Annotated in this window: 10 protein-coding genes; 3 read left to right on the top strand and 7 right to left on the bottom strand. The window is 56.6% G+C overall.

Features of this window, described 5'->3' with window-relative positions:
* On the top strand, positions 1–3084 hold a 3084-nt coding region (locus VI895_12835), incomplete at its 5' end, for a hypothetical protein (protein HLG20684.1).
* A 40-nt stretch (positions 3085–3124) separates the two neighbouring features.
* Here the strand turns inward: VI895_12835 and VI895_12840 are convergent.
* Positions 3125–4678: a lipase maturation factor family protein gene (locus VI895_12840; protein ID HLG20685.1), complete on the bottom strand. Its 1554-nt coding sequence runs from the start codon at positions 4676–4678 to the stop codon at positions 3125–3127.
* Positions 4679–4804: 126 nt separating this feature from the next.
* On the opposite strand from VI895_12840, the gene VI895_12845 reads away from it, so the two are divergent.
* Positions 4805–5332 (top strand): thermonuclease family protein, encoded by a 528-nt coding sequence (locus VI895_12845; GenBank protein ID HLG20686.1) that lies wholly within the window; start codon positions 4805–4807, stop codon positions 5330–5332.
* Positions 5333–5413: 81 nt separating this feature from the next.
* Positions 5414–5731: an MGMT family protein gene (locus tag VI895_12850; protein HLG20687.1), complete on the top strand. Its 318-nt coding sequence runs from the start codon at positions 5414–5416 to the stop codon at positions 5729–5731.
* 127 nt (positions 5732–5858) lie between these two features.
* Here VI895_12850 and VI895_12855 read toward each other — a convergent pair whose 3' ends face one another.
* From VI895_12855 to VI895_12880, 6 genes are all read right to left on the bottom strand, one after another.
* Entirely contained in the window at positions 5859–6317 is a 459-nt protein-coding gene (locus tag VI895_12855; GenBank protein ID HLG20688.1) for a hypothetical protein, read from the bottom strand.
* Positions 6318–6551: 234 nt separating this feature from the next.
* Positions 6552–8879, bottom strand: a complete 2328-nt coding sequence (locus VI895_12860; protein HLG20689.1) for a PKD domain-containing protein — start codon at positions 8877–8879, stop codon at positions 6552–6554.
* A gap of 175 nt (positions 8880–9054) precedes the next feature.
* Positions 9055–16923 carry a CHAT domain-containing protein gene (locus VI895_12865; GenBank protein HLG20690.1) on the bottom strand — a complete coding sequence of 2623 codons (7869 nt, stop codon included), beginning with the start codon at positions 16921–16923 and terminating at the stop codon, positions 9055–9057.
* 203 nt (positions 16924–17126) lie between these two features.
* Positions 17127–17693 carry a DUF1318 domain-containing protein gene (locus VI895_12870; GenBank protein HLG20691.1) on the bottom strand — a complete coding sequence of 189 codons (567 nt, stop codon included), beginning with the start codon at positions 17691–17693 and terminating at the stop codon, positions 17127–17129.
* 50 nt (positions 17694–17743) lie between these two features.
* Positions 17744–18262 carry a metal-dependent hydrolase gene (locus VI895_12875; protein HLG20692.1) on the bottom strand — a complete coding sequence of 173 codons (519 nt, stop codon included), beginning with the start codon at positions 18260–18262 and terminating at the stop codon, positions 17744–17746.
* Between the two features lie 2 nt (positions 18263–18264).
* On the bottom strand, positions 18265–20862 hold the full coding sequence (locus tag VI895_12880; GenBank protein ID HLG20693.1) for an AsmA family protein: 2598 nt from the start codon (positions 20860–20862) through the stop codon (positions 18265–18267).
* Positions 20863–20865 lie beyond the last annotated feature (3 nt).

Here is a 20865-nt window from a genome sequence, read left to right on the forward strand (position 1 = left end):
AAGCCACAAATTGATTATGTGTGTGTGACGGAACGGCAAGATTGGGACTCGGGAGGGTTCAACGACAAGGAATGCAGCCCCAACGGTTCGAAGGGCAACGGTACGCAAGGCGATATCCGCGCGAGAACGGGGGACATTCTCACAATCGTCGGCCGGAACTTCCAACGATCGAACGAGGCTCCCGTGTGTCTGTCCGCGACGGACTGCAGCCCGCGGAAAAGGATCCCGTTGGACGTCGAAGTGGTCGTGGGCGGGGTTCATGTGGCCGACGGAGTGGCCAGCAAGTTCGCCTTGGTCAACGGTTTAAAAAGCGATCTTCGAAACGGCGAGTGCACGAACGATAACGAAGCCGGCGGTGGAATTTGCCAGCGGATACATGTCGTTGTTCCGAAAATCCCCGCTCAGAAAATTCCTCTCTTTGTCGGCGCCGCGGTTCAGAACAAAACACTCGATCGTGACGAATATGGCGGGCAGCCCGCGTTGGGCGTTTCCGGCGACCCGGGCGACCGGAAAATCAAGTACTACGGCGGTGTGGGCCCGACCGATCCTGTCGACACGACCCCTCCACCTCCCGTTCGCATCGTTCAGGCCCTTGCAGGCGGGACCGACTCGATTGAGGTGTCCTTTGAAGAAGTTGGGGATGATCCGGCGGGTCTCCCCAATGCGGGGCTGCCCGTGCGCAATTACGTTCTCAAACGCGCATCGTCTCCCATCTCGTCCGAAACGGACTTTTCGAATTCGTTCGCCTTTCAGCCCGATCCGGCCGGGCATGATCCAAGCGTCGGCGACGCTTTCGGGCATCTCCCTCCCTGGCAGACGCTTTCGTTTACGGGGCTGGCTCCGAGGTCCACGTATTGTTTTTCGGCCAAGGCGGTCGATCGATCCGGCAATATTTCGTTGCTGCGTGTTCCCGCGGGGGACGGAGGACCCGACGGCGTTTTTTGTGCGACCACGGACGACATTCCTCGTCCCAACACGCCTCCCTGTCCGATCGTTCTCGCCGCCGAAAAGGGGGACGATCCGACGCACCAGATCCGCCTGAACTGGGTCGAAGTGCGTGAAAACGGTTGGGATGTCACCAGCCGTTCGTGCGTGAATCCGGATGGCGGTCCGGTCGCGGAACTCGTTCTTAAATACAAGGAAGGTCCGGTAGATTTTCCGAGCGACCAATTCGGCGACAAGATCGACAATCCTCTCGGCCTCATCCTTCACGATCAGGAGGACGATGGAACAGTCCCGCTGTACTCCCGTCCCCCCGGCGACAATCATTCCGTCCAAGTGTCCGGCCTCCAATCGGGCAGCAGCTATATCTTCGCGATTCGGAGCAAAGATGCCGAAGGGCTCCCGTCCGAAGTGTCGGGTCACGTGGCGTATGCCACCGATCCGATTGTCACCCCCACACCCGTCGGGAATAGCGAGTTCGTTGATCTTTCCTCCAACCTTCCTCGTACGACGAACGTTGAAAACAGCTTGCACATTCTTCCGAGTGTCTGGGATGGCCAGCCTTGGGTTCTTTTGGCCGATCCTTCGGCCGGGATTCAAATCTTCAAGGTCGCCGATGACGATAACGTGAGCTGCAAGAAGCAGGACGGGACTTTCGACACAGCGTGCATATTCACGCCCGACGATTTTCCGAAGGATACGCAGACGCCTCCACGGTGGGTGGGGGACCTCCAGCGCGATTTCCTCGATCGCGATCGGCATGTCCTGCGCACCGGCGCCGGATTCGACTGCGACGGCCTGGATGCCGTCCAGCAGATCCCTTCGAATGTCGACTGGACGAAGGTGGATACGTTTACAAGATGCAATCTCCCGCGGCATCCGGTCTACGGGGCCGATCTGAACAAGGCGAGCATGGTGGCCGTGGGCGATGTCAACGGCGACGAACATGAGGATCTCGTCATCGCCAACCATTCGGCCAACCAGGTGCCCGACGCGGCCTTCATCAACTCCGGGTACGACCTATGCAATAGGCCGGGACGAACCGACGTGGCCGACGGAATCCCATGTTTTTTGAGTCCCGTGACCCTTCCGTCGCAGCTGGCCGGAGACAAACGCCCCTCCAGCCGCGTTCGTCTGTACGATGCCGTGGAGGGTGACGGCGGCGCCGACCTGATCTTTGTTCTGACGGGGCAGATGGAAATCGGCGGATTGAGCGTTTACGAGAACCGATGCAAGAATCGACCTCTCCAAAACTGTCAATCGAACGACTTTGTCTTGCGAACCGATCTGATCGACGTGGGAGGCGACGAACGTCTGTTGCCGGTCTATTGCGAGGACGTGGCGTTTGTCGACCTGGATGGGGACGAGTCCCGCGACCGAGACATGATCTGCGTTCGTTCCGAAAGTTTCACGACACCGGACAATCATGGCGTGAACCTGACGTTCGAGGCCATTAGCCCCTCGGAGAGTCCGGATGGCCTTCCCCATTTCCGTCTGAATCGAAACCTTCTTTCCGCCGCCACGGCGAACAACTGCAATCACTCCTTCGGTGAATCGGCAAAAGGGACTAACGGACAAGACTATCTGGCCATCGGCTATCGAAAGCTGGGCGGAAGCGCAGCGGGTCAAGGGACTTCGTGCAGAACGCGGCTCTTCGCCGGAGACGGAGGTGGTTTAGCGGAAGCCTTGCTTCCGGGGATGAGCAATCAGGACAACTGTCACAACGGCGCTCTGGCGGATACCCGCGGCCTGGGCCGAATGGACTTCGCGGCGGCCTGCGGCCAGCTTGAAGATCTCTCCTCGGACTTCGGCGGCAATCCGGAATTTCGTGGGATGAAGATCTTGCTGAATGGTGGGGTCAACTTGGGCGTCGACGGCTTCGATCTCGGAATGAATGTGTTCGAGGATTTTGAAGCAGCGGGCTTGAGGCTGTTCCGGTCCGCCGTGGATAGCGCCGGTCGGCCGACGCTTCTACCCGGCCCGCCGAGGATCTTCCAAGACGTGGACGATCCCGGTGCGGCGACGGCCGTTGGAATTGGGGATCTCAACCGGGACGGCGTGCCCGACATTTATTTCGGTAATGGCGCCACGTCCGTGGGCGGTTCGGCGCTCGACCGCGTGTTCCGGCAAATGAAACGTTGATCGTAACCTCGTCCGGGCGCGCGCGATGAATTTCCCGCGGCTACGGTTTCCTGCACTCCATATAAAGAGTGTCTTTCGAACCACTCGGAGGAGTCCACCACCCCTCGTCTTTCGTTGAGATTTCGGTGAATCGATGCTCGTAGCGAAGGATGCGGACGACCTGGGGCGTGGAATACGGAAACGGGTTTTCTTGAAGAAGATCCAGGACCGGCGCGGACCCCTCCAAAAGGCGATGGCAGAAACGCGAAACCCATTCGGTTTTCGAGGCCGGACTTCCCGCAGCGTAAGCCATTTGCCAATCGAGCCGAGGGTGGTGAGACGCAAGAATCGGAGACAAACGTTTTGGACTTTCGGGCTTCCAATGAAATTCGTACGGCCGCCAATTTTCGCCGTCCGGGCTCCCTTCCACCCTCAGTTCCGGCCGGAATTCTTCTTGGGTGAATTCGAACGCATAGCGGTCCACAACACCAAAGGAAGAGAAAATTGCTAGAAGTGAGTTCAAGTTGGTAAACCTCGCCGCGCTCGGGAAGAAACTTTGGCCAAAATGGAGTCCGGTAAGCGCTAGGAGAATGGACAAGACCGTCCGGCGCGTTACGACAGAAAAGCCCCTGTATTTATTTCCCGCTAATTGCTCAATTCGCTCTCTTGCGAGCGGAAGGAGTTCAATCCAGAAGGCATCATCCAGAAGGAATAGGCATAAGGCCATGACCGTAAGGCTGAAATGTGTGTAATTTCCCGCTAAAAAGGGAATCAATTCGAACAGAACGAAGACCAGGGCGGCTCGGTGCCGGTGTTGGCGGGGCGCGATGATCAATACGGAACAGACGATGCGTACGGCCAGCCAAAGCGACGCGTAGATCCAGTGAAAAGGAGCCGGCAATTGATGCAAGTACCATGAGGGCCACGAAGGGAGCGATTGGTTTTGATAAAAGAGCGCGCTGAAAGACAGGGCGCCGGCGTAATGCGTTGCATCGGCACAATCGTAGATTGCCGATTGAACGTGAATCCGGAAGAGCAGCCACCAAAGAAGATATCGGACCATTTTCGGTGGGCTGGGCGTTCTGCGAAACGGCATCCACAATCGAAACGAAGTCAAGAACATGGCCAGGAATCCCGCTTCCAGCAAAAGTCGATCGCCGATAAAGGAGAAAAATTCCCCTCCGACGCTGGCACAAGAAAGAAAACAGACGTAAAGCGCAATCAGGGCGGCGCCGGCGAAAATGCCGACAAAAAGAAGAATGGAAGCCAAAACGCCGAGGCAGCAAACCCCGAGCATCAGAAAATCCGGCGTGCCGTACCAAAAGAGCGTAGGATACCGAAGCATGGCGACGGCGGCATGTTCCTTAATTGCCAACGTAATGACCTCCCCAGCGGGAGCAATCCCTTGGTTTCCGATCAGCCCGATCACCTGTGTCGACAGCGAAATAAATTGAAAGAGATAAATCAGCGCGAGAACACGGAGAAATAGCCACGTCGAAACGGCATATTTATTTTTTTCGTCGCCCGGGAACCAATCCCGGCTGAGCGTGAGCGTGAGCCACGTGACGAAGCCAGGCGACGATTTCTTGCTCACCCACGATAGTGTACGCTCCATGGTTCACAAGCTCCAAAGGTGGGGATAGAATCACGTCGTCAAATCTTTCCAGGAAAACGAGGAACTCAAATGCTTAAAAATCACGGAAAACTTGTTTGCTTTCTAACGGCTGGCTCGGGTGTCCTGTTGTCAATCGCTCTTTTCACGTTGGGTTGTTCGAGAACGGAGAAAACGCCCGGGGGCCAAGGTGCCGCCGAAACTCCCGCGGCTGTGTCGGCGGAAGGCGTTCCCGAGAAGGGAACGACGACTTCTCCTCAAGAAATATTCACCGGGGAGAGTGCGAAAGTTCTCAAGGTCGTGCAAGCGGACACCTTGAAGATTTCGATGGGAAAAAAGAAGTATGACGTCAAGCTCTACGGCGTCGTTTTGCCGGGTAAGAAACCTGCGGTTATGGCGAAGGCCAAGAAGTTCGCCGCGGATCTCGTACTAGGGAAAGAAGTGCTGGTGGACGCGAAGGGGAAGGACCGCAAAGGGCGAATCTTCGCCATGGTGAGCCTGCCTCCCGGACCCAACTTGAACCATGAGCTTGTGAGAGAGGGATACGCTCAATGGAACCAAAAGCATGCGAAGGACATATACGCCAAGGATCTCCAGGACCAAGCCAAGATGGCCAAGAAGGGCATGTGGGCCGAGCCGAAAAAGAAGCGTGGCTGAGGTGAGCCCGCAGACAAACGGGCGACATTCTTGGATGGCACGAGCGCCGTTGTAACTTGACCGGTTATGGCGGGAGGAGGCTTGGGGGAGTTCGTTTACGATTGGGTTCGGAAGATCCCGAGCGGGCGTGTAATGACCTATGGGCAGATATCCGCGCTTCTTAAAGGCCGCCTTTCGGCGCGCGCCGTAGGCTGGATGATGCATTCAAGCCCCAAGGGCGTCCCTTGGCATCGGGTGGTGAACGCCTCCGGCGGTTGCTCCACAGACAGACTCTCTAGTCTTCCGGCGGGGTTTCAGCGGCACCTTTTGGAAAAGGAGAAGGTGAAATTCCGGACCAACGGCACGATGAATCTGAACCGATACCGCTGGATCCCGACTGTTTTACTCTTGTTTTTGTAATCGGACCTTCGCGTGGGGATCTCCACTAACGTACCTATTCAAGTACGCTTCGGGGCATTTTGACCCTGCGGCCTCGATCACGGGCTTTTCGCTCGGTCTCGCGAGGAATCCATTTATGAGACCGGTTCTAGTCAGCTCTTGTGAGTACGAGTACCGGGGAGTTATAGAGTCTCACCGTCAAATCGGTGACCGGCAGTTCGCTTGTGAGAAGCCCGACCCGCTCTCCACCCAAAAACACCTGTCCCCCCCCTTGATTTTGCACGGCCCATACGAGAATTGCGAAATAGCGATAATCGGATAATTCCTTTACGTTTTCAGCATAAATTGTGAAGGGGAAGGGGAACCCGGAGGTGATGGGATAAACCTGAAAGTACGTCTGTTTGTGTTCAGTGATAATGTCATCGTTGTAACCAAAGACCTTGAGTTCTAGAAGAGTGGCATCGCCTACTTCAGCGTTCTCATCGACGACAATTTGCCCTGAGATTTCCGGCTCTTTGTTGCAAGATATAATCGTCGTGGTCAACGTCATCAGAAGTACAAATAAAGCTTGCCGTAAAACGACGGGATGGGCGAAGGCGACTCTCATGCTTTAAATATAGCTCAGCGTGAAAAATTCACAATGCTGTAGGAGAAACGACCCATTCGGCAGCGGAAAAATTCGGTGCTTGTATTCCGGAGTAACATTACGGCAATCAAGCCGCTCGCTCGCGCACCGAACGGCACCTGCGGTTGTGTTGAGAAGCCGGAAGAAAAGGTTGTGGCAGATGCGAGATCGGCGATCGGTGAGTCGACCAAAAAATCCTGATTAAACCGGCAGTTCTTAAAGCGGCGACTGCAAACGGTGACGATGTTGTCGAGATCGCCGCGACCACAATTCGCGTAGATAGCCTAGGAATCCGACCAAAAAAAGTATGATGAGGCTGAACCCGCTCTTCCCGTCTATCCGGCCGCAGCCCGCCGCTTTGCTGTTGACACCGACGTTCTGTTGGGTGTCCTGTTCGATGATAATCGCCGCAGGATTGCTCGCGGACAAGAGCACGACATTCCCGGAAGGATCCAGCTTAAGGCTGAACTCCACGCTCTCCGAGCCCGACTCGATCTTCGCAAACAGCGGAGATGTGCTCGTGATCCCGTAGGCTGCAGACAGGCTATCCCTGATTGTGTCTGTGCCGTTGAACTGAAACGTCGATATAAGCGTGCGATCTTCAAGGTCATCCACATCGTCATCATTGTTGTCGTCTTGATCCTCCACTTCGATGTCGAGGTCGGCTCGCATTTGATCCTTCTTATAGACCTTGATCCTCACAACGAATTTGCCGATGACTTTGATCTCAAGACAGCTGTGGGCCTCCAGGCCCAACGTATCCGTGGCCACGGCGCACGCCAGGTATTTTCCGTAGAGGGACCGAGAGGTGCGCGGATAGGTATGGCTGATGTCGGGAGCGCAAGACACAGGACTTGATCCGTCATCGAAATCGACCATGCACGTCGCGAGGTTGCCGTCCGGATCGGACGCCGAAGCTTGGAATATCACTCCCCTTACGGTCTCCGCTCGGCGGGCGGAAAAATACGCCACCGGGGGCCTATTGCCATCGAGGGATGCGACGCTGATGGCTTGCGGAACGCTGGTGGAACCGCCGAAGCCGTCGCTAGCTTCGAAGCGCGCCGTGTATGAGCCCGCAGCCTCATAAATGTGATTGCTCGGACAGACGTTCGCGTGGCCGGAACCATCGCCAAAATCGATATCCAAAAACACGGGATCGCCGTCCGGATCGGTGATCGAGCAGGAAAATGAAACGGAAAGAGGCGCGTAGCCGCTGGACGGATCGGCCGCCATGGAAATAACCGGAGATCGGTTCAGTTCGTCAGTCTGTCCGTTGCAGTTGTTGTCTTTGTGGTCGTTGATTTCCGCCGCCCCCGGATAAACGGTCAAGTCGTCGTTGTTGCAATCGATTTCCGCGTTGACGCATCCCGCATTGATCGGGGAACCGAACCCGTCTCCGTCCAGATCCGCGCAGACCGCAAACTCGTCTGGGCCGATATCTATCCCGGATCCCATCGGACGCGGTTCCTCATCGATGTCGTCAGCCGGCATTAGCCCCGCATCGCCATTGTCGATGGCTACGCTGCCCGCTTGAAGATGGAAATCCAATAACGCAGGGTCGGTGAAAAGGGGGTTTTGAATGAACAAATTCCGATTGTCGACTATGCCGCTGCCGAGGACGCCCACATTATTGTTCCCGTTCCCAAATGAAACGTTGTTTCGAAACATGACGGTATTCGAGCCCGAGTAATAAAGAGCGAATCCGTAGCCCGTATTATTTACGGCGATATTATTAAAGACCCGTACTCGCTGACTGTCCGAACCCACAAGAAACCCCTCGTACCTTCGCGTACCATAGGCAACGTTATTGTAGACCTGGCAATCGTCGCAGTCCGGATAGATGAGAAACCCATGGATCAAGCTGGCGACCGAAATATTGTTTCGTACTATGGCCCCAGGGGCCGAGACATGGAAATTTCGATCATCGGCGCTGCCGTTGCGAACCACCAAATTCTTCTCGAAAACCACGCCGGGGACTCTAGCCGTTTCATTGAGCGAGATTCCGTCTCCACAGCGTGTCATGGAACTTGGGCAGCGCGTTCCATTGTCATGCACGTAATTCCGGCGCACGTTCACGTAGCCGCTGGTCGCTCTTATTCTGATGCCGGTTCCCGCCGAATCTCGTACTTCGAATCCGTCGAATATAATGTGTTGTCCTCCAATCGAGACCCCTTGCCCGCCGCTTTCACCCGCTCCGGCAGGCCCTACAATTGCGGCTGCGAGGGGAGGGTACGACTGGATCGTGATCGGAAGGCCCGCCGCTCCACTATTGGAGATTTTGAGCGTAGCCGTCGACCCCGGTGCCGGAAGATAAGTTCCACCTTCGACCAACACCGTGTCTCCCGGGCCGGCTTGGTTGACGCCGGCTTGGATCGAGCAAAACGGAGTCGCCTCGGACCCGTCCCCGTTATCCGAACAGTTCCGTCCGGACACATTGCTGACGAACCACGTAGAAGCGAACGCTACTGTGGAATTGCCTAGAACCAGGCTAAGGATAATAGCCAAGCGCACAATGGCCGGGCGGTTGAGGGTTTGAATGAGCATGAATTTCCTTTTGAAGGCATAATGCGATGCATAACTCGTTCCCCTTATAGGATATATAATTTCAATGGCTTAGCTTGGAGAAGCTATGAAAGGTTTTGTAAGTTCCGCAAATTTTTCACGATTCGGCAGTCGAGACTACCGAATCTTGTAAGACAGTCAGTTCGCGCGCATCGGATCACCGGTAATCTCCCGTCAGAGAGAAGGCCGCCCAATAACTGGGGTGGGGATAGTAGTCTTTGACCAGAAGCTGGGCCTGGCGGAGCGATTCGGCTTTCGAGGCGCCGGCGTAGTTCCGATAAAAGTGTTTCACGAGGACGGCGGTCGAGACATCGCTGACGCGCCATAGACTGGAGAGAATCGAATGCGTTCCGGCATAGAGAAACGAACGGTTGAGGCCGATCAGTTCGTTCCCCCCTTCAATCTTGGCCAGCCCCGTCTGACAGGCCGACAACGTGACGAGATCCGCGTTGAGTTTGAGACCGAAAATGTCTTCGGCCCGAAGATCGCCGCCCGAATCTTTGGACGGAGCCAGCTTGATCGCCGAGAAGAGCGGGTTGACCGGGTCGAACTCCCCGTGGGAGGCGAGATGGATGACATTATACCGTCCGATGTTGGCGGCCACCCACCGTTCGGTGGCCTTCTCGCGCATGAGGACGTCGATATTGGGGAAGCTTCGTCCGATCGATCCGACCTCCTTTTCGGCGAACGGCAGGTTCAGCGCGGGATTCCCGAGATCTGGATTCCCGACGGCGAGGACACGGACGTCGTTCTTATCCACCGGTTTTTCGACTCGCGTGTAACGAAGGACGCTGGCGCTCGGCGTGTAAAAGATAGGGACCCGATCGACGACATACCGGCTCCCATCGAACAGGGACGCAAAGGCTAGATAATGAAGGCTTCCATACGGAGATATGCCGACGAACCGTTTTCCTTCCAGAGCTTTTTCAACCGGTCTCCAAAGCTGACGATAAAGTTCCTCGGACTCCTTAAGCAACGGTTTCTGCTCCTGCATCAATTTGGAATAGGCGACGATCCGTTCTTCGACCTGAAGTTTGGGCGCCGCGGTGCGGATGAGACGAAGATTGTCGCGGGTGATGACCCAGGCCAAGATCTCCTTGGGCGTTAGAAAATATTCCACCAGCGCCGTGTCCTTTCCGATGACCGAGCGAAGTTCGGACAGTGAAATCACATCGACGGAAACAAAAGCCGAAAGCTCCGGCCGGGCGGCCCGAATCTCGATCAACAGATCCTCTCGATCCTTTCGGGCGGCTTTCAGTTGCGAGCCGATCTTTTCCCGTGCGGCGTCGTCTCGAGAGGCGGCCAGAAGGTTTTCCAGGTCGGTAAGTTTTTGACGGTTCTGGCGGTCGCGTTCCACAAGTTTCCGGTCCTTCGGCTCCGAAAACGAAAGGGTCTTGTTTCCGAGGAGATCGATGAAGTTTCGCGAACGCGCCCGTTCGGCGTAACTCCAGGCCTCCTCCGTCCGCGGCGGCGATCCCTCCAGAAGCAGCAGGATCATGTCTTCATAAAGGGAGAGCTTGTCGGTGATGAATCCGTTCCGAAACTCCTCGATCTTGATCGACGCGCTCATTTTCTCGACGGCGTCGATGGCTTCTTTCAGATAAACAAACGCGCCCTCTCGGTTCTTTCGCGCCGACGTGATTCGGGAAAGCCCCTGAAGGGCGCGCCACTCGACCTCCCGCAATCCCGCCTCCCGCGAAACGTCGAGGGCCTTGCGGAAGGTTTCGTGCGCGGGATTCAATTGATTCTGCGCCAAGTACAGATCGGCGAGACTTTGCAGGGCCTTGGCCTCGTTGATCCGGGCTCCGATCGATTGCGAAAGCCGGACCGACTCGTTCAAATGGTTTGCCGCATCGGCATATCGCTTGAGAAGCGTCTCGCTGATTCCCAAATTTCGGTAGTCGTACGCTTGGCCCCAAACCGTGTTCAGCTTTTGATCGATCTGGAGTGCCTGTTGGAAGAACGCGATCGATTTATCGAGTTGGTTCATCGACCGGTAGACCAAGCCGGTATTGTTGTACGCCGAGGATTCATCCACCGGAGAGACTATTTTTCGGGCCAGCGTCAGGGCTTCTTTTTGTTCGGCGATCGATTTGTCGTTCTGATTCAGCGTCCAGTAGATCAGACCGACGGTCGAATGGCAGAGGAGGCGCAACCGGTCGTCGTTCGCCTCTTCCGCAAGAGAGAGCGCCGTCCGTTGGGCCTTGAATGCGTCGAAGTAATTCCCTTCGAACCAATAGGTGTTCGCCTGATAGAGCATCGCCTTTGAAGCGAGGGCAAGGTTCTTCCGTTTTTGCGACCGATCGAAAACCGCCTGATAAAGAGTGCGTGCCTTAGCGAAGTCGGCCCTTCTCTCCGCCACAAGTCCAATTTCGAGAAGAGCTTCGTCGCGTTGGACGAGATTCTTCTCTCGCTCAAACGCGGCGACCGCCTTTTGAAAGGCCTCCTCCGCCTTGGCGTAATCGTTAAGTCGCAAGTAATAAATTCGCCCGATTCGGCGCCACTGGTCGCCGCTGCCGCGCCCTCCCGCCTTGCCTTGGATTTCAAGCGATCGATCGAAAAAACGAAGCGCATCGGAGTAGCGGTACGCATTTTCGTAAACGATGCCGAGCGTGCTCAGACTGTCGGCGACTTTTGTCGTAGGAGCTTTCGATTTGTGAAAGAGCTTCGTCGCCTCCTCCAACGTTTGGACCGAAACTTCGTATCGCTCCACGCGGGAATAGAGAACGCCCAGAAACTGCAAAGCTTCGGCAAGCGGTAGGCCGCCTCGGGTTCGACGGGCGGCGACCAGCTTTTCGGCGAGGTCGATCGCGTGCGGCAGGTCGTCGGCCCGAAAGGCGGCACTGCTCGCCGCATCCAGGATCTGTTGTTCTTTTTCCGAAGGTGGGGCATTCGGCGCCTTCTGTGCCGCCAGCGTCGCCAGGGCCTGATCAAACGCCCGGACCGCCTCCCCGTATTTTTCCGCGCGGTAGAGAGCGGCCCCTTTGCCGACGGTTTCATCCAGGATGCCCTCCGCGATTTCCTTCCGCTCTTCCGGCGTGTAACCGAGAGCGCCGTAAACGCGCCATTGCCGTTCGCCAACGATATCGCCGAGCCGCCTCGTCGGTTGACCTGCCATTTCCGTCCAAAGTTCTCGGGGGTCGGCGGTCGTGGATTCCACAACCGCCGAAGCTCCGCCGCGACTCCACCACTCGGCGAGAAGCGGCGAGATTCCGGAAGGGGAATTCGCCGGAACCGCGGGGACAAAGATCGTGGAGACGCCGCTTCCGAGCAGAAGATGAGCCGGGATTTCCTTCTCAAATCTCGAAAGGGAAGAATCCGAAAGGAACAGTCGGCGGTTCAGCGGCGAGAAAGAAGCGGCCGTCTGGTCCGGCGTCCAAGAGGTCGGAGAGACAAAGCTGTCGGCGAGTCCGCGATGCTGTTCGAAGTCCGTTCGACGTTTCCACATAACGGCGATCTGACCGTTCGGTGAAGAGGCGGGAGCTTCACCGAAAAGATACGTTCGTTGGTTGAAAATGCTTTGATGGTTCAGGGCATAGAAAAGATGGGCGGCACTGTGAACGATCGCGCAATGAGGAGCTTTCCCGCAGACCGCGTTCGTCGTCGCGTAAAGGTCCCGGGGGGAAACCGTACCTTTTGCGCCGGCAGGTTCCAGCGCTACGCCTTCCTTTCGCACCCAGAGACGAATGGCGGAAGTTCCGGAGCGGATCTCTCGCACGAACGCCGACTCGGTTCCCAGCATTTCGATCAACTCCGCCGCCGGAATGATGCCGAAACGAAAGAGGGAACCGAGTCCCCGATCCTTTTCCTCCAGCATGGCCAGGCTTTCGAGAAAGGCTTCCCGCGGAACTTCTCCTTTTCGAACTCCGGCCAGAAGTTCCCGGACATTTTGAAGCGCTTCGTTCGTATCGAGGGAAACGGATTGTTGCGGAAGAGGAGGCTGAGTCAATGCAAGCGCGGCTCTCGATTTCCACTCCTCGGCCTCGTAGACGGACTCCGCATCGTTGGCTTCTACGGCGAGATCGATCCATCGGTCGCAAAGCGGCAAGAGGACGCCGTAAGCCGAAACATCTTCGAACGGAGGTCGTTCGGAAACGAAGCTCACGACCGGTTCCATCGCGGCACGAAAATCGGTTGAATTCTTGGGTGCGGCCATTTGCACGGCCAGAGCCCGCGCCCGAAGGGCGAGATCGTCCCGGTGAAGGCGAAGAGCTTCTTTTTCAAGTTGCGGAAGGGAATCTCCTTTTCGTCGTTCGATCCGATGTCCGGTCCATCGGACGTGTGCCAAATCCAAAGAAAGCCGGACTGCCGGCTCCTCCACGCCCTTGTAAGCTTGGCGGAGCCGCCGGACCGATTCAGTAAGCAAAACGGTTGTCTTCGCATCGACGGGCGAGAGAGGTTCGAGGATGGCGGAGGGGGATGGTTTCGGTTCGGGCGCGGCCGCTACCATCGGCTCGACGATGCCGATCCCCTCGAGCGCCAATTCCGCGCGAAGCGTGGCGAGCGAAGCGTCTTTGGATTCAGCCACAGCGGAAAAAGCGGCGTCGATATACGGCTTGGCCATAGCCGGTGAGACGCTCTCCGGTTGGATCAGGCTCAAGCGAGCGATCGACCGCGCATCGGAGAAAAGTCCGACCGTATGACCGATACTCTTGGCGTCCGCAAACGAAGCATTAAATTCCCGGAAGGCTTCGTCGAAACGTCCTAAGCGGGTTAGCAAGACACCGCGTTGATTCGCCAGAATGGAGCGCTTCAACAAATAGGAGGGCTTCTTCGCTTCGTCGATCGAACCTTCTTTCGGAAGGGAAGCCTTCTTTCGATCCAAAGCGGAAAGAGCTTCTTCATCGTGATCTTGCTCGCGTTCGATCCGGCCGATGAACGTGTAGATGAGCTCTCGTTCGGCGGGCGTGGAGAATCCTTTGGCGGCCTCGGAGCTATCCTCGCCGAGGGCGACTTCGAGATCGATGTTGAGCAGCGCGCCCCGCTTTTCGGATTCCACGGTTTTCGTGCCGTGTTTTTCCATCAGACCGAGGCTTCGGTCGAAAACGTCGAGCGCCTCGGCCAAACGTTTTTCTGCTCCGTTGGTTTCGTTATCCTTGCTCTCGAATAGATTGATCGCCAGGTTTCGAAGCGCCTTCGATTCATTCGTCGGTTCTCCTAAGCGGCGGTTGAGTTCGGCCACGGCGCCGAACGCCTTGGCGGCCTCGTCCCTCTTCCCACCCTCTTGGAGAGCCAAAGCCTGGACATCCATGATCTCGGCGCGATGAGAAAGCGCCTCACGCCCCTTGAGTTCGTTGTCCCGCTCGAGGCGGGCCAAGAGTTCCAGCGCCTGAGTCGCGGCGGCGGAAGCTTCGTCCCGCCGTTCGACATGAAAGGCCGCTCGCGCGAGACGTTCCAGGAAGACAAGTTGCTGCGTTTTGGGATCGAAGGCGGCGTCGTACGCTTTTCGTTTGGAATACGCCTCGTACGCATTGGCGTAGTCCTTCAGAAGAAAATATCCGTTCCCGATATTCAGCGTGAGATCGGCGTAGTTCTGAAAATCGTCCTTTGGATTCGAAAGGGAACGGGCGATGAGATATTGATCGATGGCCCGTTCGACATAGTCGGCCTGTTTCAAGAGTTCCTCACGCTTTTCGTAGACGAACCCGAGCGTCTGGTGCGGAAAGATCGCCTGGCCGTCCAGTTCAATGGCGTGGATCAAGTGCGGTTCGGCTAGATCAAAACCGTGCGAAGGCGGTTCGACGTACGTGTAAGCGAGGCCAAGGCAATAATTGGGGAGATAAGAGTTGGGAGCCTTGTCGACCTCCTCTTTATATAGAGTGACGGCGGTTTGAATCTCTCCCAAAGCCGCATACGCGGCGATCAGTCCCCGGTGGGCCTGCGGAATGTTGTAGTCGAACAGAATCAGATTCCGGAACGTGCGGATCGCCATACGAAGATCTTTCCCGGCCAGCTCGCTGCGGCCCTTGGCCAGAAGATTCCCGACAAATCGACGCCTCGCCTCTTTGCGCCAAGGGTCGTATTTCGGAAGCTCGACGTCGGCCGAGCGGTAAACTTCCAGCGCCTCGTCGTACTTCCCTTGGCCGACCAACAGACGGGCCAGAGAAAGTTCCGTCCGCGCGATCTCTTGACGGGATCCCGCTCCGGTGGGGGGAAACTGATGCAATATCGATCGGTACGTGGTTTCCGCGGCCGTCGACTCTTTTCGATCGAATTGACGATCGCCGAGCTGCCGCAGAGCCATCGCCGGAAGGATCGGAATTTGGGAATAGAGGTTCGCGGTTTCCCGAAGCCTCGCGTCTTTCGCGGCGTCGTTCGGCGAACCTGCAAGCCTAAGTTTCAATATGTTCTCGGAAGCTTGTTGAGAGTACGGAAGCGCGTCCGGGTATTTCTTCAGCAGATCTACGTATCCTCGAATCGTTTTGGCCGAGTCGCCGAATTTCTTGTACAGGTCGATCTTTTCCATCGCCGCCTGCGCCGCGAGATCGTTCTCCGACGCGAACCGGTTCAAAACTTCGTCGTACGACCGGATCGCCTTGCCTTCCTCCCCGAGTTTCCGCCAAGCTCTCCCTTCCGCGAGTTCGGAATGGGCCGCGACATCGCTCAGTTTGAATCGCACGGCTCGCTCTTTAATTTCGCTCAGCTTTTGAATCGATCGATTGATCCTCGCCTGCTTTTCGGCGGAGGAAGAGGTTTGAAGGAGATCTCGGTCGATCCCCATCCGGAGCGATTCAATTTCGGAAAGCATTCCCCAGCGCGGATGGGCCGATTTCCTTGTTTCGGTCCAAAGGCGTTGCGCGTTCTTCGCGTCTTTCAACTCATCGCGAAGAAGGCCGAGACGATATCCGGCTTCTGCGGCAGCTTCTTCCTCCGGCCATCGGTGGCGGATTTCCTCGTACGCCAGCGCCGACGTTCTCGGCTCACTCTCGCGCAGCTCGTCCGCGGCCGAGAAGAGCTTCTTGGGCTGGTCGAACCGGGGGCGTTCGGTGGTTCCGACGGGAAACGAGCCGACGGTGAATAGCGAAAAAAGATTGGACGGGCCGTTTCCTCCGGAGGGAGCGGAGGCGAAGATCATCCGCCCTTTCCGTTGGTACGGAAAAAGATCGTACCGATCGCCGGACGTCATTCGCAGGGTAGATTTATCGGCGATATTCACAGCAAAGATGGATGGATTGTCGGAAAGGTCGATTCGGCCGTTTCCGTCGGTATCGTCCGCGTAGCGGGAAAAGGAGACTTCTTTTCCGTCGTCCGACCAGTTTGGACTCGCGTCCAGCGGACCGGGCGTTAATGGAACGACTTGATTTGTGGATAGAGTCAGGAGCGAGAGGCTGCCGCCCGCTTTCGAGTCGCGCGACGGCACAACGTAGGCGACCGTCCGGCCGTCGGGAGAGGGGGAAGGCATCGCGCCGCCGGTACGGGTGACTTGCGTCGCGACACGCGTCATCACGTCGAGAACGTAAATGTTTGACGTTGTTCCGTCCGATCGCGTGAAAAAGATTTGTGTGCCGTCCGGAGACCAGGCGGGATCACTGTCCGCCGTTTTCTCATCGGTCAAGCGGACCTGCTCACCCTGTTTGAGGAGGTAATGCGTGACTCGGGCGCTTAATCCCTGTTTTTCTGCCGCGGCTTCCGAGCTTCCCAAGAGAGCGCCGAAACGCTCATAGAGCCGTTTCCGGATCTGTTCCGGCACCTTTTGCGCCAATCGCAGATTGAGAACGTAGAGATCGCCGCGACTGTCGGTTCGGTAGGAGACGAAAGCGACCTGCTCGCCGGTGGGAGAGATCGAAGGAGAACTGTCGCGCGCCGTGTGAAACGTCAACGGGTAATCGCCGACCTGTCCGCTCCCCGGCAGGTAGCGAACGAAGAGATCGGGATTTCCCCGCCGATTGGAAACGTAGACGACGCTACGGCCGTCGGGAGAAAGGGAGGGATCGTAGTCGTCGGCGATCGTGGTCGTGATCCGCTCCGGCCGCCGGACAAAATCGGCGAACGTCATCCGCTCCTGTCGCTTCCGGAGCGGCGTCACCCCCTGCGCCCTCAAGCCTTCCGCTTGGGGTTTCGCACAACTCAACAAACAGAACAGGACGGCGCTTTGAATAAGAAAGAAAACGCTTCGTTGCCGACGCGTTGGGTGGCCCGACGGGGAAACCCAAGTCCACGCGCAAGAATGAGCATGGACTTGGGGGGTCCCATCGGGACCGGAGCCCAACGCGTGGGCGAACCGGCAACTTAACGTTTTGTAATCCACGCGCCGTCCTCGTTCTGCACCAACTCACCTTTGGAGGCCGCATCCCGGTTCATCTGAGCGAAAACATGGCGAAGCTTGGGAAGATCCTTCTCACTCAAGTTCTCGCTCGTCTCGATCACGCGCGAAAGAATGATCAGCCGGTCGTGGTTTTCCTCATCGGCGAGATCTTTGACGAACTTGGCGTACGTTTTGTCCTTTTTCGATCGGTTGCAGGAAAGCAAACTGAGAAGACCTTCCGAATTTTCGCCCACGCAGCCGTCCTTCTTAAAGGAGTCGATGTCGTCCCGGTTGAATTCACGCGCCTGCGCCGCTCGCAATGCTTTGTCTTTCCCGGGGGGTATATAAGGAAGAGGCTTGATCTTTCCGGCGTCGTCCACGCCGCGGACGGAAGCGATTAGGACCAGTTCTTTGGAAAGTTCATCGTACGAGCCGAGAATTTGGCGCTCCAGCAACGTTTTTTCGTCCACAACTTCGACGTTCACGCCGACCAATGGACCGCTGCAACCGCTGAAAAAGCCAAGAAATATAAGAAGATAGATTTTCTTCAACGCGGCACTTCCGTTTTGTGGCGGAACGTTAGTGGAGTCGCTTTAATTTGTCACTTCGTCCGATAGCGCCGGCGAAGCACAAAAAGCACGGTAATCAGCGCGATCCAATTCGGCCAAAAGATCCAGGGGTGTGCCCACGAGACACCGGTGACGGTGAACGTAGAAAACGGATAGAGGAACGGCGTCCGGTAGCGCTCGTGTGTCGGAATATCCATGAGAATGTGAAGTGCGTATGGGATCGAAAGCCATATCCACTGCCGCTTCTTGAGTAACCAAAGGAGGCCGACCACCGCCGCCAGGATCACGAGGCTGTGCGTATAAACATAGTAATGGTTGTACGCATCGACGAGATCGGGCGGCATCGGAGGCCCGCCGGCGCGCCAAATTCCCGGTTCTTGGCTGGGGCGCCGAAGTCCGCTCCAGCCGTTACGGAAGACCCGTTCGGCCGTCATCGGAAAGAAGAAAAGCAGATCGGGTGCGCATCCGGCCAGGGCGCCGACCCAGGCGGCTTTCTTTCCCCGACTTCGGAGCGTGGCGTATCCCCATCCCGCGTGTGAAACGACGTCCATAATTATCGCGCGGCGTAGATCTCGTGCCCCTGGTCGTCGATCCCTTGAAGCTGGAGATAGCGTGTCATCTCCAGAAGCGGGATCAGCCCCTCGATCGACTTTCGCACACCGCCGAGCTTCAAAAGGTTCTTCACGGAAATCCCGCGAATCGGAATATTGACGTCGACGAGCGTGACGCCGGGCAGAGCGATGTCGGCATCCATATTGCCGTGCGAAACGGCGAAGGCGACGTGCGGATTTTTAAGCGCCGAAGCGACAGTGCTGTTCTTTAATAATCCCCTGGCTTGAACCATGGAAGGGTCCTCTCCTTTAGGATCGAGAAAGAGAATCATCCGATCCAGCGCCTGGTCGCCGATCTTGGTGAGATGAAACTGTCCTTGGAGTTCGTCCAGCAAACCCTCCCCGGAGAGTTTGGAACCTCGTCGGACCTCCAGCTCCGCACGGGCGTTCGCGCTCACCTGTGCGTCTCCCGCAACTTTCTGTGACACCAGTTGGTTCATGTCGAGATTTACAACCTCCAGCGCCATCGACAGTTTCAACGAATGGGCCAGAGGAAGAAGGACGAATCTCCCCCAGAGAGATCCCCCGAGAAGATTGGCCGCGAAACGGTCGACGATGAAATTCGTGCCGTCAAATCCGGCGTCGACTTGGATTTGATCGAGGGCGTAGCCCGCAGCCGTTACGCGACCTGCGCGGAGCGTGTCGGCGTAAGGAGAAAGGGCGTTCAGTTGTTCCACATAGGTTTTCGTCCAGACGTTTCCCGCCGACGGAGGCGGCGCACCGGCGGCCGAGGGGCCTAGGTAAAGTGCCTTGTGGATCGGAAAATGGAGATCCAAATTTTGGACCGACGTTCCGTCCGAAAACTCCAGGGAAAAATCGCGGGCGTCTGCTTGAAGATCCACGATGAAACGATCGGTTTCACGCTTTCGAAGCGCAAGCGTGTTCGTGAATCGGCCGTTCAGGCGCGCTAATTTCAGACGGCCGGCCGCTTTCTTGCCATCGATTTTGAGAGAAGCGTTGAGTTCTCCCGAGAGAGCCTCGCGAAGGAGCTTCGTCGGGTTTTGAGAATCGAGTCGTTTCTGATTCAGGTCGGGGAACGGAATGGTGGATCGAAGTTCTCCGTTCATCGTAGCGAGTAAACCGAGAGAAGGGATTCCCAACGTAGCTTCTTTGATCCTCATTCGACGAAGACGATCGAGTTCGATTTTTCCGTTATGACGGATCTCAAGCGAGCCGAGGTCGGCGTTTCCGGTCATATCCCGAGGAAATCGCGCTCCGTTCAGAGATAGTGACGAGCTGATCGTTGCGCTTTCCGGTCCCACATTCGCTATGAGTTTTCCATCGATCCCCTCGATCTTCATTCCATTCGGCAAGAGACCGGCAGGAAGATTCTTGGCGTGGAGAGATCCGTCGGCCTGAATTTCGATGGGAGGCGCCAGAGTGGCGATTCGTCTATTTATTTCCGCCAGTGTCGGTACCAGAAGGCGGCCGTCGGCTTTGAAATCGAGGTCGATCTCCGGAAGGAGTCCGCCGGAAACTCCGAGAAGAAAGCGTCGAAGCGCATCCGGACCGCTCGCGCGAGATACCTGGAGTTTTCCTCGAGCATGGAACGAATCGAGGCCGTAGCGAGCCAATCGCAATGAAAAATTGGACGAAATTCGGCCGGGGAAAGAAACGTTAGGCCCCGATATTTCGACCTCTCCTTTGGAAAGATCGGCCGAGAGAGAACCGGATCCCTTTACGGTGCCGTATGAAGTTTGTTCGTTGGCCAGCGCGAGTTTCATCTCTCCGAGCTGGCCCGTAAAGTTGGCCTTGAATGAAGCATCCCCCGGCCATTCCGCGTCGAATTCGAGAAGAGGCAAGGCGATCAATTCATCCACGGAGGTTTCATTCTTTGTTTGCGAAACAACAAGCTTCGAGTTCCGCGGAGTTTCCAGATGAATCTTTCCATTCCGCTTGGAAGGCGTGAGCGTCAGAGCCAGGCCAAAATTTAACGGGGGTGCGGACATTCGTGCACCCGCCCCATCCTCGAAGTCGACTTGAAGTTCTCGGACCGAAAACTCCTTGAGTTCCACGGAAGGGAAGTCCTTTGCCAGCGTCGCCAAAACCTTTTGAACCTCTCCCCAGAGATGATCGAGAGGTGTGTTCTGAACGTCGATCGAAGCGAAAGGGCTTGGCGGCGGAGGTTGCTGGGGTGGGGGAACCAGCTTTAACAAAGGCTCGCAGTTCCACCCCTTCGTATCGCGCAGGAGATGGATCTTCGGGCGATCGACGATGAATTCCTTGACGATGAGATGCTGGCGCAAGAGAGGCAAAGGACGGTACTGGAATCGAATCGATTCAATTTCGAGGATCGGAGTTCCGGAAGGAGAAGTAACGGAAATCGATCCAATGGAGAATCGGCCGAGAGGAAAGGGAGAAACGGGTCCGATGGTGACCTTGGCTCCCGTTTGCCGTTCGATATAACGCGCGACATAATTTCCGGCCCAACGAGAGGGGAAACGGAAATAAAGAACTGTGGCCGTCGTGAGGATCGTGACGACAGCCAAAACGGCCGCCGCCGAAAGAAAAAAGAGCGTCCGTTTTAGGCCTCCCGACATCGA

The organism is Bdellovibrionota bacterium (assembly GCA_035292885.1).
In the GTDB taxonomy this organism is placed as follows: Bacteria; Bdellovibrionota_G; JALEGL01; order JALEGL01; family DATDPG01; genus DATDPG01.